This is a genomic window from Streptomyces venezuelae (assembly GCF_008642355.1).
Lineage (GTDB): Bacteria > Actinomycetota > Actinomycetes > Streptomycetales > Streptomycetaceae > Streptomyces > Streptomyces venezuelae_B.
On the sequence record NZ_CP029193.1, the window covers coordinates 2,322,453 to 2,336,481 of the forward strand.

Sequence of the window (14,029 nt, forward strand, 5' to 3'; positions counted from 1 at the left end):
GACGGGGCCTCGGCCGTCAGGACTAGGACCATCAGGGCCGGTGCAGGGGTCGTTCTCCCCGCACCGCCGGGCCCTACGGCCTCCGCAGCACCGTCACCACCGCCGCCCCGCCCAGCCCGATGTTGTGCGCGAGCCCCACCCGCGCCTCCTCCACCTGCCGTGCACCCGCCTCCCCGCGCAGCTGCCAGGTCAGCTCCGCGGCCTGCGCGATGCCCGTCGCGCCGAGCGGATGGCCCTTGGAGATGAGGCCGCCGGAGGGGTTCACCACCCACCGGCCGCCGTACGTCGTCGCGCCGCTCTCGACCAGCTTTCCCGACTCGCCCGGCGCGCACATGCCCAGCGCCTCGTACGTCAGGAGTTCGTTGACGGAGAAGCAGTCGTGCAGTTCGACGACGTCCACGTCCTCGATGCCGAGTCCGGACGCCTCGTACACCCGGCGCGCTGCCTCCCGCGACATCGGTTGCCCGACGGCGTCGACGCAGGACCCGGAGGCGAAGGACTCGCCGGTGTCGGTGGTCATGGCCTGCGCGGCGATCTCGACCGCCTTCGATGCGAGCCCGTGCCGCTCCACGAACCGCTCCGAGACCACCACCGCCGCCGCCGCGCCGTCCGACGTCGGGGAGCACTGGAGCTTGGTGAGCGGGCGGTGGACGGTCCTGGCGGCGAGGATCTCGTCGACGGTGTACGCGTCCTGGAACTGCGCATACGGGTTGTTCGTGGAGTGCCGGTGGTTCTTGGCGCCGACCGCTGCGAGCTGCGCCTCGGTCGTGCCGTACTTCTCCATGTGCTCGCGGGCCGCGTTGCCGAAGATCTGCGCGGTGGGCGGGGTCATCTCGAAGCCGTGGCGGGCGGCCATGATGCCGTAGTGGCGGGCCACGGGCGACGTCTTGAAGTCACTCGCGCCTCCCCCGTCCCCGCCGCCGCCCAGCGCCCCCCGCGCCATCTTCTCGAAGCCGAGCGCGAGCACGCAGTCGTTCAGGCCGCCCTCGACGAACTGGCGCGCCATCATCAACGCGGTCGACCCGGTCGCGCAGTTGTTGTTGACGTTGTAGACGGGGACGCCCGTCAGGCCGAGTTCGTAGGCGGCGCGCTGGCCGGCCGTCGAGGGCTGGAAGCAATAGCCGACAGGGACCTGTTCGACCTGGTCGTACGTGATTCCGGCGTCCTGAAGGGCCTGGGTGCCCGCCTCTTTCACCATGTCCCAGTACTGCCAGTCGCGCGTCTCGGGCTTCTCGAACTTCGTCATCCCGACGCCGACGATGTAGCTCTTCATGACGCTCGTACTCCTTCGGTCACAGGGGCGGACGGAGGTCAGTCGCGGGGCAGGCCGAGGATGCGCTCGGCGACGACGTTGAGCTGGACCTGGGTGGTGCCGCCCGCGATCGTCAGGCAGCGCGACATCAGGAAGCCGTGCAGGGCCCGCTCCCCCGGCCCCTCGCGGACCGCGCCCGCCGTGCCGAGGAGTTCGAGGGCGAGCTCGGCGACCTTCTGCTGGTGCGGGGTCTGGACGAGTTTGCGTACCGAGGCGCCCGCACCCGGTCCCGCACCTGACTCGGTGTCCGCGTCCGCCACCTGCCGAATCGTCGTGCGCAGCCCGATGCAGGCGAGGGCGTGCGCCTCGGCGGCCAGCGCCCCGATGCGCGCACGGCAGGCGCCGTCGAGTCCGCCGGCCCGTGAGATGAGCGCCTCCAGGCCCGTGTCGAACGTCAACTGGTCCGCCATGTGGACGCGTTCGTTGCCGAGGGTGTGGCGTGCGACCCGCCAGCCGTCGCCGATCTCGCCGACGACCGCTTCGTCCGGCAGGAAGACGTCGTCGAAGTAGACCTCGTTGAAGAGGGCGTCCCCGGTGATCTCCCTGAGGGGGCGGACGTCGATGCCGCTCGCCGCCTTCATGTCGACGAGGAAGTACGTCAGCCCCTTGTGCTTGGGTGCCGACGGATCCGTACGGGCGAGAAGGATGCCGTGGTCGGCCCACTGGGCGGCGCTCGTCCACACCTTCTGCCCGTTGACGCGCCACCCGCCGTCGACGCGTTCGGCGCGCGTGCGCAGCGACGCGAGGTCGGAGCCCGCTTCCGGTTCGCTGAAGAGCTGGCACCAGAGCAGTTCGCCGCGCAGGGTGGGGGCGAGGAAGCGGTCCCGCTGCGCCTCGGTGCCGTACGCGATGAGGGAGGGGATCACCCAGGTCGCGATGCCGAGGTCGCTGAGTTCGACCCCGGCCGCCTTCAACTCCTCCTGGATGACGAGCTGTTGGACGGGGCCCGCGCCCAGGCCGTGCGGCGCGGGGAGGTGCGGGGCCGCGTACCCCGTGGGGGCGAGGGCCTTGCGGGCCGCGGCCGGGTCGAGTCCGCGGGCGGCGGCGACCGCCTCGCGGGCCCGGGTCCGGTGCGCGTACGTCTCCGTCTCCTCCGGGAGCTCCATGCGCAGCTCGCGCCGCGCGCCGCCCTCCGCGAGCCGCACGGCGCGCAGCCGGTGCGTGTCCCCGGCACCCAGCAGCTGCCGCGCGACGACCGCCCGGCGCAGATACAGGTGGGCGTCGTGCTCCCAGGTGAAGCCGATGCCGCCGAGGATCTGCACGCAGTCCTTGGCGCAGGAGTACGCGGCGTCCAGGGCGGTGCCCGCGGCGAGGGCCGTGACCAGCCCGCGCACGTCGGCGGGCACGTCGGGTTCGTCCGCCGCGCGGGCCGCGTCCCACGCCAGGGCCCGCGCCTGTTCGACGCGGACCAGCATGTCCGCGCAGAGGTGCTTGACGCCCTGGAACCGCCCGATGGGCCGCCCGAACTGCTCGCGCACCTTGGCGTGTTCGGCGGCGGTGTGCAGCGCCCACGCGGCAGTGCCGCACGCGTCGGCGGCGAGTACGGCGGCGGCCAGGTCGCGGACGGTCGAGGAATCCACGGCGAGCACCCGGTCGGCGGGGACGCGGACTCCCTGCGCACTCACTTCGGCGGTGGGCCGGGTGGGGTCGGCGCTGTCGTGGGGACGTACGGTCAGCGCGTTGGCGCCCGCGACGGCGTCCACGGCCAGCCACACCGGCCCCTCCCCCGACGCGGCCGACAGGATCAGCAGGTCCGCCTCACCGCCGGAGAGCACGGGCGGCGCCGTCCCGTCGAGGACGTACCCGCCGCCGGGGGCGGCGACGGCTGTCAGCGTGCCCGCGTCCAGGGCGACGGCGCCGATCCGCTCACCCCGTGCCAGCTCCGCGGCGAGACCGTGCGCGCCCGTCCGGCGCAGCACCAGCGAGGCGAGGGAGCTCGCCGCGAACGGTCCCGGGAGCGCGGCCCGCGCCGCCTCTTCGAGCACCACGGCCAGGTCGAGCAGGCCGCCGCCCCCGCCCCCGTACTCCTCGGGCAGGTGGACGCCGAGCAGCCCCTGCTCCGCGAGTCCGTCCCAGTGGGCGGGACGGCCGCCGGCGGGTGGTCCGTCCAGGAGCTCGCGCGCCTCCTCGGGCGGCACGGCGCGCGCGATCCAGCCGCGTACCGCCGACGCCAACTCCCCTTGTTCCCGCGTGATTCCGATCCCCATGGGCATCCTCGCCGGTAGCAGCTGCCGGGACGGCGACAGAGTAGAACACGTTTCAATCTGACGGAAGGTCAGGTGAGGTCCGGCAGCGGAACGGGGCGTGGCCCCGACTGACGACTCGGTTAACAAAGGGTCAAGAATTCCCCTCGTACGACATCCGTCGGAATAGTCGCCCAGGGAAACAAGTTCGGCTTACACGTACGTTCCCGCTCCTTTACGTTCCCGCTCCTGTACGTCCCCGCTCCTGCCGAGCCCGACCTTCCGCCCCGGAGGCCCCACGCAATGTCGATGTCGATGTCGACGAACCACTCACGCGGCATACGCGGGGTCGTCCCCGTGCTCGCCTTCTCCGGCATCGTCGTCGCGGTGATGCAGACCCTTCTCGTGCCGGTCATCAAGGACCTGCCCGAGCTGCTGAACACCTCGCCGTCCAACGCCACCTGGGTCATGACGGCGACCCTCCTCGCCGGCGCCGTCTCCACGCCGATCATGGGCCGCCTAGGCGACCTGTACGGCAAGCGGAAGATGCTGCTCGGCAGCCTCGCCGTGATGGTCGTCGGCTCGCTGGTCTGCGGTTTCACCGACGATCTCGTCGTGATGATCGTGGGCCGCGCGCTGCAGGGCTTCGCGATGGGCGCCATCCCGCTCGGCATCGGCCTGATGCGCGACGAGCTGCCCCGCGAGAAGCTCGGCTCGGCGATGGCCCTGATGAGCTCCTCCATCGGCGTCGGCGGCGGCCTCGCCCTGCCCGTCGCCGCACTGATCGCCCAGCACGCCGACTGGCACGCCCTCTTCTTCGGCGCCGCGGGCCTCGGCGTCGTCTCGATCGTGCTGACCCTCGTTTTCGTCCCCGAGAGCCCGGTCCGCGCCGAGGGCACCTTCGACGTGCTCGGCGCGTTCGGCCTCTCCGCCGGACTCGTCCTGTTCCTGCTGCCGATCACCAAGGGCAGCGACTGGGGCTGGGGTGACCCGACCACGCTCGGCCTCTTCGGCGCCGCGGCCGTCGTCCTCGCCCTGTGGGGCGTGATGGAGCTGCGCGTCAAGGCCCCGCTGGTCGACCTGCGCACCACCGCCCGCCGCTCGGTGCTCTTCACCAACCTCGCCTCGATCATGGTCGGTGTCGCCTTCTACGCCGTCTCGCTGGTCCTGCCCCAGCTGCTCCAGCTGCCGACCGCGACCGGGTACGGCCTCGGCCAGTCGATGGTCGTGGCGGGCCTGTGCGTGATGCCGCTCGGCCTGACGATGATGTTCACCGCGCCGGTCTACGCCCGCCTCTCGGCGAAGTACGGCCCGAAGGTGACCCTCATCCTCGGCATGCTGATCATCGCGATCGGCTACGGCGCCGGGCTCGGCCTGATGAGCGCCGCCTGGCAGACCGTCGTCATCTCGGTGCTCCTCGGCGCGGGCATCGGCCTCGCCTACTCCTCGCTGCCCGCGCTCATCATCGGCTCGGTCGACCCGTCCGAGACGGGCGCGGCCAACGGCCTCAACACCCTGATGCGCTCGATCGGCACGTCGGTGTCGAGCGCCGTGATCGGCATGGTCCTCGCCAACACCGCCGACCATGTCGGGGGTGTCGCGGTGCCCACGATGCACGGCTTCCGCGTGTCGTTCCTGATCGCCGGGGGTGCGGTCGCCATCGGTCTGCTCTTCGCGCTCATGCTGCCCTCCGCGCGCCGTCCGGCCACCACGCAGCTGCGGGCCAGCAGCGAGGAGGACGCGAACCTGGAGCGCGCCGCGCAGGTGCTCGCGGGGTTCCACGGGCAGGTGCGGGGCGCGGACGGGACGCCCGTCGCCCGCGCGAAGGTGACGCTGATCGACCGCAGCGGGCGCCAGGCGGGCGCGGCCCTGACGGACGACGGCGGGCGGTACGAGCTGGCCGTGCCCGGCGACGGTTCGTACGTCCTCGCCGTGCGGGCCGCGGGTCACGGTCCGCTGGCGTCGGCGGCGGCCCACCCCGGCCAGGACCGCCCGGTCGAGCTCGACCTGTCGTTGCCGGGCAGCAGCGACGTACCGGCCTGAGGCACACGCCCGGAACCCGCACCCCCGTCACGCCTGTGGCGGGGGTGCCGTGCATCATGGGCGGCCGTACCCGCGTACGACCTGACCTGGAGGAACCCCATGGCCGCCGTCGCCGAGCCCACGCCCGTGCCCGAGCCGGAGATCCTCGCCGCCTTCGAGGCCGCCAAGGGCTTCATGCCGCGCGGCGAGGGGCTCGCGCTGTACGCGGCGGCGACGGAGGCCGCCGCGCTCGGGCTGCCGCTCCTGGAGGTCGGCACGTACTGCGGCCGCTCCACGATCCTGCTCGCCGACGCGGCCCGGCGGGCCGGGGTGACCGCGATCACCGTCGACCACCACCGCGGCAGCGAGGAGCAGCAGCCCGGCTGGGAGTACCACGACCCGGAGACGGTGGACCCCGAGGTCGGCCTGATGGACACGCTGCCCACCTTCCGCCGCACCCTGCGCAGGGCGGGCCTCGAGGACCACGTGATCGCGGTCGTCGGTCGCTCGCCGCAGGTGGCGAAGGCGTGGGGCGGCGCGCTCGGCCTGGTCTTCATCGACGGCGGCCACACGGACGAGCACGCCACGGCGGACTACGAGGGGTGGGCGCCGCACGTCGCCGAGGGCGGGCTGCTCGTCATCCACGACGTGTTCCCCGACCCGGTCGACATCATGACCGGGCAGGCGCCGTACCGCGTCTACCTCCGGGCGCTGGAGTCCGGTGCGTTCACGGAGGTCGCGGTGACGGACTCGCTGCGCGTGCTGCGGCGCACGGCGCCGGGGATCTGACCTCGACAGGAGTGCCGGGTATCTGACCTCAACGGGAGCGGGGCGCCCGGCCTCACGGATAGGCTCGCCCTCGTGTCGTACGTAGGTCCGGAATTCGATCCCTCCCAGCCGCCCCGGCGCAGCATCCGCCGGCCGTTGACGGTAGCCGCCGCGCTGGTGCCGACCTGCCTGGCGGGCTACCTCGTCTACCAGGCGACGAGCGGGCCCGACGGGAACGAGCCCGCGAGATCGCTGCCCGCCTCGTCGAGCGCGTCCGCGGATCCGGACACGCCGTCCGGCTCCTCCTCGCCTTCCTCATCCCTCTCTTCCGGAACCGACCCCTCCGACAAGGCCAGGGAAAAGGACAAGAACGACAAGGACGGCAAGGGCGGGGACGCCGACGACAACGATTCGGCCACGAAGCCGTCCGGTGGCCGACCCGCCGCCAACGGCCCCCTCAAGGGCAAGGTCGTCGTGATCGACCCCGGACACAACCCCGGCAACTTCCGCCACGCGTCGGAGATCAACCGGCAGGTGGACATCGGGACGAACCGCAAGGAGTGCGACACGACGGGCACGTCCACCAACCACGGCTACACCGAGGCGAAGTTCACCCTGGACGTCGCGCGCAAGCTGCGGACCCTGCTCCACAAGCAGGGCGCCACGGTCGAGTTCACGCAGGACGGCGACCGGCCGTGGGGCCCGTGCGTCGACGAGCGCGCCCGGATCGGCAACAAGGCGCACGCCGACGCGGTGGTCTCCATCCACGCCGACGGCTCGGGTGCGGGCAACCGCGGCTACCACGTGATCATGCCGGGGAAGGTGCGGTCCGGTTCGGCCGACACCTCCGCGATCGTCGGGCCCTCGAAGGAACTGGGCGAGCGCGTCGCCGGAAAGTTCCTGAGCGCGACGGGCAGCGCCCCCTCCAACTACATCGGCGGTGGCACCGGCCTCGACACCCGCACGGACCTCGGCGGCCTCAACCTCTCCACGGTCCCCAAGGTGTTCATCGAGTGCGGGAACATGCGGGACGCGAAGGACGAGGCCCTCCTGACGAGCCCCGCGTGGCGCCAGAAGGCGGCGCAGGGGATTTCGGAGGGAATCGCGGGGTTCCTGCGGAAGTAGGGGCGGAAGCGGAAGGTGAACGTCTTCGCCATGAAGCGTGGACGTCTTTATCCCGAGCAGACACCCCGCACGTCCGGACGATATTGTCCTCCCTACGATGAGGGGCCACCCCCGCGCTTCGCGCACCGCGACACGACCGCGACTACGGCGACAGCGACGCCTCCACTGACGAGACGACTGACGAAGGACCCTGAAGTGAATTTCCGCTCCCTCACTCGAGGCGACGGCGTGGTGATCGGAGCAGCGGTGTTGCTCTTCATCGCCTCGTTCCTCGACACCCTCGACATCGACGGCGCTCCCGATGACAAGATCCCGAACGCCTGGGAAAACGGCAATCTGCTGCTGAGCGTGTACCTGCTCGGCATCATCGGTGCGGCCCTCATCGTCGTCGGCCGCGCGCTGCCGCAGCAGCGCAAGGTCGCGGGCCTCGACCTCGGCCAGCTCGGTGTGGGCTTCGCCATCGCCGCCGCGTGGAGCTCGCTCGGTGCGATCTTCGACACCGACCAGTCCTACGGCTTCTTCTTCGACAGCTCGCTCGGTGTCCGCGGAGACTCCCCGGACGCCGGCGTCGGCCTCATCCTCGGCCTGATCGCCGCCCTCGTGCTGGCCGCCGGTGCGGTCGCCGGGCTGATCGTTCCTGCGCTGAAGGCTCCGCTCATGGGCGGCCCGAAGCCGATGGCCCCGCAGCCCTACGGCGGTCAGCCGCAGGGTGGCTACGGCTACCCGGGCGCCGGTGCGGGTCAGCCGCAGCCGGGCGCCCCGTACGGCGGTCAGCCGGGCCAGCCGCAGGGCCAGTCCTTCGGTGGCCAGCCGCAGCCGCAGGCCGGGCAGACCCCGCCGCCCGCGCAGGCGCAGCCCGCCGGTGACTTCTCGCCGTTCTGGTTCGCCGTGCCGGTGCCGCGTCCGCTGTACGCGGAGGACGGCTCGCCGACGCCGATCGCCGAGCTGGCGCCGGGCACCTGGTACCTGGCCGTCGAGCAGCGCGGCCCCGGCCTCGTGGCTCAGACGCAGGACGGCCGTCGCGGCGTCCTTCAGGACACCACGGGAATCCAGCGCGGCTGATCACCCCAGCTATGACCTCGCGGCCCTTCGCCCTTCCGGGCGGGGGGCCGCTGTCGTACAGTCCCTCCCCTACGGATCAGACCTGACACGCCGTCAGCTCACCAGGGAGGCAGGCCTATGCGCCTCGGGCTCGCACTCGGTTACTGGGGACGCGGCCCCGACCCCGGACACGTCGCCCTCGCCCAGGAAGCCGAGCGGCTCGGCTACGACTCCGTGTGGACCGCAGAGGCCTGGGGCTCCGACGCCTTCACGCCGCTGACCTGGATCGCCGCGCAGACCTCGCGGATCCGGCTCGGCACGGCCGTCGCGCAGATGGCGGCGCGCTCCCCCGTCACCACCGCCATGCACGCGCTCACCCTCGACCACCTCTCCGGCGGCCGGATGATGCTGGGGCTCGGGCTGTCCGGGCCGCAGGTGGTGGAGGGGTGGTACGGGCGGCCGTTCCCGAGGTCGCCGCTGACCGCGACGCGCGAGTACGTCGAGGTGATCCGGCAAGTCCTGCGCCGCGAGGGCCCGGTGGAGGTCGCGGGCCGGTTCCACTCCCACCCGTACACCGGCGAGGACGGCACCGGGCTGGGCAAGGCACTGAAGCCGATCACCCATCCCCTCCGCGCCGACCTGCCGATCCTGCTCGGTGCCGAGGGGCCCAAGAACATCGCCCAGACGACCCGGATCGCGGACGGCTGGCTGCCGCTGTACTGGTCGCCGCTGCGGACCGATGTGTACGAGGCGTCGCTCGCCGACGTCCCCGAGGGGTTCCTCATCGCCCCCATGGCACGGGCCAAGGTGTGCGACGACGTCGCCGAGGGCCTGCTGCCCGTCAAGGCGATGCTCGGCTTCTACATCGGCGGGATGGGGCACGCGGCGCGCAACTTCCACGCGGACCTGATGGCGCGCATGGGGTACGAGGACGAGGCCCGGCACATCCAGGAGCTGTTCCTCGCGGGCCGCAGGGAGGAGGCGGTGCTCGCGGTGCCGGACGCCTTCGCCGACGAGATCTCGCTGGTCGGGCCGCGTGCGCGGATCGCGGAGCGGCTCGCGCTGTGGCGCAAGGGGCCGGTGACGGATCTGCTCGTGCTCGCGCCGGACCCGCACACGCTGCGGGCCCTGGCGGAGCTCAACGGGTAGGCCGCGGACCGTACTTGCTCAGCCCTTGGTCAGCTCGCCCGCCGACGGCACCTTGTCCTTGACCTCGGCGCCCGCGCTGCTGCCCGCGCCCTTGACGTCCTTGATGATGTCGTCGAAGGAGTTCACCACCGAGTCCGTCCCCTCGCCCTTGCGGAGCTTGGACGGCAGGTCCTTCAGGGCGTCGATGCCGGACGTCAGCGGGGCCACGGCCTTGGAGAGCGTGGGGTCGCCCTTCGCGTTCTTCGTCGCCGCCTTCAGCCTGTTGTACGTGAACGCGCCCGCGAGGCCCGCCTTGATCAGGGCGAACTTGCGACCGCCCGCGCCCTTCTTGAACTTGCCCGCGCGGTACGGCTTCACGATCCACTGGTACGTCGCCCCGGCGGCCAGGCCCGCGTTGGCGACGAAGCGGGTCTTGGCGAACTTCTGCTTCTCGGCGCTGCTGCTCGTGGACGGCGCCGCCGCGGTGGCGGTGTCCTCGCTGCTGCCACCGCAGGCCGTCGCGCCGGCCAGCAGGGTGCCGCAGAGCGTGAGGGAGACCGCGGCACGGCGGACGGGTACGGAGCTGGGCACGACAGGTCCTCCAGACGGGAGCCGAGCGGCCCGCGGGAGTGCGCGGACCTCTCCCGCAGCCTCACCCCGGCGCCCGTGCCCCGCCACCGGGATGCGCCCGTCCGGGTTTCAACGGGGCGTTCCCAGGTATCCGGGCCCTATGTCTCCCACGCGGAACTCCCACAGCAGCACTGCGGCGCGAGTCATCGTCATCGTCGCCGACGTCATGGCCGCCATCCTCGGCCTGTGGATCCTGATGTACCTGCTGGACGCGAACCGCGCCAACGACCTCGTCCAGTTCATCCACGACGTGGCCCGTTGGCTGGCCGGCTGGTCCCACGACCTCTTCACGTTCGACGAGGACTGGGCGCGCGTCGTGGCGGGTTACGGCCTGGCCGCGATCGTCTACCTCCTGGTGGGCCACGCCCTGGCGGGCCGCCTGCGCCGCTACTGAGGCGCCTCGGCTTCGCAGCAGTCCGGGTCGAGGCCCCTCGGCAGACGGTCGCCCGAGAAGACCGCGCAGGTCGCCTCGTCGCCGCCGAGTGCCGCCACGGCGAGCAGGAGTGAGCCCGCCGTCCAGGTGGTGAGCTCCTCGGGCCAGATGGTCCTGTCGTCGAAGACATAGCCCGTCCAGTACAGGCCCGACTCCGGGTCGCGCAGGTGCTGGATGGACTGGAGGACCTCCAGGGCGCGGTCGGACTCGCCTATCACCCAGAGAGCCAGGGCGAGTTCGGCGCTCTCGCCGCCGGTGACCCACGGGTTGGGCACCACGCAGCGCACGCCGAGGTCCGGGACGACGAAGCGGTCCCAGCCCTCCTCTATGCGGGACTTGGCGGCCACGCCGGTGACCGCGCCGCCCAGGACCGGGTAGTACCAGTCCATCGAATAGCGGTCCTTGTCGAGGAACCGCTCGGGGTGGTGGCGGATCGCGTGCGCGAGAGCGCCCGCCGCCAACTCCCAGTCGGGCTGCGGCTCTTCGCGCTGTTCGGCGATGGCGAGGGCGCACCGCAGCGCCTGGTGGATCGAGGACGAGCCGGTGAGGAGCGCGTCGGTGACCGGCGTGCCGTCCGGCTCCCGCTTCCAGCCGATCTGTCCGCCCGGCTGCTGGAGCGCGAGCACGAACTCGACGGCGGCGACCACGGCGGGCCACATGCGGTCGAGGAACGCCTCGTCGCCGGTGGAGAGGTAGTGGTGCCAGACGCCGACGGCGAGGTAGGCGCAGAAGTTGGTCTCGCGGCCGCGGTCGGTGACGTCGTGCGGGTCGCCGTCGGCGTACGCCGCGTACCAGGAGCCGTCCGGGTTCTGGTGGCGTACGAGCCAGTCGTAGGCCTTCTCGGCGGCGGCGTGCTCGCCCGCCGCGTCCAGCGCCATCGCGGCCTCGGTGTGGTCCCACGGGTCGAGGTGGTGGCCGCGGAACCACGGGATGGCGCCGTCCTCGCGCTGCACGGCGAGGATGCCGCGTACCGTCGCCATGGCCTGATCGGCCGTCAGGACGCCGGGCAGGACGAGGTGTTCGGTCCGCTCCGGGCTCGTCACTTGGCGGCCGCCGCGGCGTCGGCGTCGGCCGAGGTCTTCGGGAGGTGCGGCTTGGTCGCGTACGCCACGAAGCTCTTGCCGACGACGGGGTTGAGCAGCTGCTCGGCGACGCGCGTCGCGAGGGGCTTCTTCATGATGTCCCAGACGAGCAGCTTGTGGTACGCCCGGACAGGCAGCGCCTTGTCGTTGTCGACGCCGAACGCGCACTTCAGCCACCAGTACGGCGCGTGCAGCGCGTGCGCGTGGTGCGTGCCGTACGGCTTGAGGCCCGACTCCCGCATCTTTTCGAGGAGTTCGTCGGCCTTGTAGATGCGGATGTGGCCGCCCTCGACCTCGTGGTAGGCGTCGGACAGGGCCCAGCAGACCTTCTCGGGTCCGTAGCGCGGGACCGTCACCGCGATGCGGCCGCCCGGCTTGAGGACGCGCACCATCTCGGCGAGGACACCTTTGTCGTCGGGGATGTGCTCCATGACCTCGGAGATGATGACGACGTCGAACGACGCGTCGGGGAAGGGCAGGTTGAGCGCGTCACCCTCCATCGCGGTGGCCGTCGCGCCCGCGGGCGCCTCGCCGGCCTCCTTCATCGCGGCGAACCACGTGGCGACCTCGCGGATTTCCTCGGCGTTCCGGTCGAGCGCCACGACCTGCGCGCCGCGCCGGTAGCACTCGAAGGCATGCCGGCCCGCGCCGCAGCCGAGGTCGAGGACACGGTCGCCTGCGGCGAGCGGGAAGCGGGTGAAGTCGACGGTCAGCACGTGGCCCTGCTTTCGTGGTGAGGTCCTGCAACTTCGGGGGCGGCCTCGGCCGCGGGAAGGGCGTGGCCGCGCGCGACCGCGCGGGCGGCGCCGCGTCCCGCGGAGCGTTCGATCTCCGCGCGGTACAGCTCCGCCGTGCCCTGCGCGGCGCGCGCCCACGTGAACTTGGCCAGGACGCGTTCGCGGCCCGCCGCGCCGAGCCTGGCCCGCAGGTCGCCGTCGCCGTCGCCGAGCAGCCGGTTCAGGCCGTGCGCCAGCGCGCCCGCGTCGCCCGGCGGCACCGCGAGGCAGGTCTCCCCGTCGGGGCCCGCGACCTCCGGGATCGCGCCGCCGGTGGTGGCGAGGAGCGGCGTGCCGGTCGCCATCGCCTCCGCCGCGGGGAGGGAGAACCCCTCGTACAGCGAAGGGACGCAGGCGACCTGCGCCGAGCGGACGAGGTCGACGAGTTCGGCGTCGGTGATGCCCTTGACGAACTCGACGGCGCCTTCGAGGCCGTGGCGCTCGATGGCCTGGGCGACGGGGCCGTCCTCGGCGCGCTTGCCGACGACGACGAGGTGGGCGCCGGGGTGGTCGGCGCGGACCTTGGCGAGCGCCTCGACGAGGTGGACGAGGCCCTTGAGCGGCACGTCGGCGCTGGACGTGGTCACGATGCGGCCGGGCACCTCAGGGACCGCGGGGTCCGGTGAGAAGAGGTTCGTGTCGGCGCCGATGTGGACGACCTCGATGCGGTCCGGGCGGACGCCGAGGTGGTCGACGATCTCCTGCCGGGACGTGCCGGAGACGGTGAGGACCGAGGGGAGGCGGCGCGCGACGCGCTTCTGCATGCGCGTGAACGCATACCAGCGGCGGACGGAGGCGCGGCGCTTCCAGTCGGGCGCGGCGTCCAGTTCCAGCTGCCGGTCGACGGTGATGGGGTGGTGGATCGTGGTGACCAGGGGCGCGCCGAGGTCGCCGAGGAGGCCGTACCCGAGGGTCTGGTTGTCGTGCACGACGTCGAAGTCGCCGCGCCGGGCGCGCAGGTGGCGGCGGGCGCGCAGGCTGAAGGTGGCGGGCTCGGGGAAGCCGCCGGTCCACATCGTCGCCACTTCGAGGGCGTCGACCCAGTCGCGGTACTCGTCGCGCTTCGGGGTGCGGAAGGGGTCCGGCGAGCGGTAGAGGTCGAGGCTGGGGAGCTCGGTGAGCTTGAGGCCCGCCAGGTCCTCACCCTCGTCGAGGACGGGGTAGGGCTGCGCGCCGATCACTTCGACGCTGTGGCCGAGCCGGGCGAGTTCGCGGGAGAGGTGCCGTACGTAGACACCCTGTCCCCCGCAGAACGGGTTCCCCTTGTACGTGAGGAGCGCGATGCGCAACGGGCGCTCGCCGTCGGCGCCGGAGCCCTTGCGGGAGCGTGCCTCCATGGCCTCAGCGGTCACTCTCGGGCCCCCTTCTCCCTGCAGTTCTCCGCGAGGTTACGCCGGGACGGTAATCTAGAACAAGTTTCAGACTGGATCGCTGAATGATCGCTGGACGAGCTTTGAATCTACCGGCAGGTAGGCGAGGTGTAAGGCCCGGATCAGGTGATTCGCGCCACGACGGGCTCCCTGCCATGC

12 protein-coding genes are annotated in these 14,029 nt (G+C 72.2%); 6 read left to right on the forward strand and 6 right to left on the reverse strand.

Annotation, left to right across the window (positions count from 1 at the left end; translation table 11 throughout):
* Window positions 1-73 precede the first annotated feature (73 nt).
* Complete coding sequence (locus DEJ47_RS10740; protein ID WP_150167226.1) at window positions 74-1,273, reverse strand: lipid-transfer protein; 1,200 nt, start codon at window positions 1,271-1,273, stop codon at window positions 74-76.
* Between the two features lie 38 nt (window positions 1,274-1,311).
* On the reverse strand, window positions 1,312-3,519 hold the full coding sequence (locus tag DEJ47_RS10745; RefSeq protein ID WP_150167228.1) for an acyl-CoA dehydrogenase: 2,208 nt from the start codon (window positions 3,517-3,519) through the stop codon (window positions 1,312-1,314).
* A gap of 285 nt (window positions 3,520-3,804) precedes the next feature.
* Between DEJ47_RS10745 and DEJ47_RS10750 the strand changes: the two genes are divergently transcribed.
* The 5 genes from DEJ47_RS10750 to DEJ47_RS10770 all read left to right on the forward strand — a co-directional run bounded on the left by DEJ47_RS10750 (window position 3,805) and on the right by DEJ47_RS10770 (window position 9,600).
* Window positions 3,805-5,538, forward strand: coding sequence for an MFS transporter (locus tag DEJ47_RS10750; RefSeq protein ID WP_150167230.1), 1,734 nt, complete (start codon window positions 3,805-3,807; stop codon window positions 5,536-5,538).
* A gap of 99 nt (window positions 5,539-5,637) precedes the next feature.
* Window positions 5,638-6,306, forward strand: a complete 669-nt coding sequence (locus tag DEJ47_RS10755) for a class I SAM-dependent methyltransferase (RefSeq protein ID WP_150167232.1) — start codon at window positions 5,638-5,640, stop codon at window positions 6,304-6,306.
* A 72-nt stretch (window positions 6,307-6,378) separates the two neighbouring features.
* Window positions 6,379-7,410, forward strand: a complete 1,032-nt coding sequence (locus DEJ47_RS10760) for an N-acetylmuramoyl-L-alanine amidase (RefSeq protein WP_150167234.1) — start codon at window positions 6,379-6,381, stop codon at window positions 7,408-7,410.
* Between the two features lie 195 nt (window positions 7,411-7,605).
* Window positions 7,606-8,472 (forward strand): hypothetical protein, encoded by an 867-nt coding sequence (locus DEJ47_RS10765; RefSeq protein ID WP_150167236.1) that lies wholly within the window; start codon window positions 7,606-7,608, stop codon window positions 8,470-8,472.
* A 117-nt stretch (window positions 8,473-8,589) separates the two neighbouring features.
* A complete protein-coding gene (locus tag DEJ47_RS10770) occupies window positions 8,590-9,600 on the forward strand; it encodes an LLM class F420-dependent oxidoreductase (RefSeq protein WP_150167238.1) in 1,011 nt (336 codons plus the stop codon).
* Between the two features lie 18 nt (window positions 9,601-9,618).
* Here the strand turns inward: DEJ47_RS10770 and DEJ47_RS10775 are convergent, their stop codons facing one another.
* Window positions 9,619-10,170, reverse strand: coding sequence for a hypothetical protein (locus DEJ47_RS10775; protein WP_150167240.1), 552 nt, complete (start codon window positions 10,168-10,170; stop codon window positions 9,619-9,621).
* A 139-nt stretch (window positions 10,171-10,309) separates the two neighbouring features.
* Between DEJ47_RS10775 and DEJ47_RS10780 the strand changes: the two genes are divergently transcribed.
* The gene (locus DEJ47_RS10780) at window positions 10,310-10,603 is read left to right on the forward strand and encodes a hypothetical protein (RefSeq protein WP_150167242.1); all 294 of its coding nucleotides are present in this window, start codon (window positions 10,310-10,312) and stop codon (window positions 10,601-10,603) included.
* On the opposite strand, the gene DEJ47_RS10785 is transcribed toward DEJ47_RS10780, so the two are convergent.
* Genes DEJ47_RS10785 through DEJ47_RS10795 form a run of 3 tightly spaced genes read right to left on the reverse strand, consistent with a single transcriptional unit; the run spans window position 10,597 to window position 13,852 of the window.
* Window positions 10,597-11,685 carry a prenyltransferase/squalene oxidase repeat-containing protein gene (locus DEJ47_RS10785; protein WP_150167244.1) on the reverse strand — a complete coding sequence of 363 codons (1,089 nt, stop codon included), beginning with the start codon at window positions 11,683-11,685 and terminating at the stop codon, window positions 10,597-10,599. The two genes, DEJ47_RS10780 and DEJ47_RS10785, sit on opposite strands and share 7 nt — an antisense overlap.
* Entirely contained in the window at window positions 11,682-12,440 is a 759-nt protein-coding gene (locus DEJ47_RS10790; RefSeq protein WP_150167246.1) for a class I SAM-dependent methyltransferase, read from the reverse strand. Before DEJ47_RS10790 ends, DEJ47_RS10785 begins: the two co-directional genes overlap by 4 nt.
* Window positions 12,434-13,852, reverse strand: coding sequence for a glycosyltransferase family 4 protein (locus tag DEJ47_RS10795; protein ID WP_150167248.1), 1,419 nt, complete (start codon window positions 13,850-13,852; stop codon window positions 12,434-12,436). The genes DEJ47_RS10790 and DEJ47_RS10795 overlap by 7 nt, the downstream gene beginning before the upstream one ends.
* Window positions 13,853-14,029: the final 177 nt, after the last annotated feature.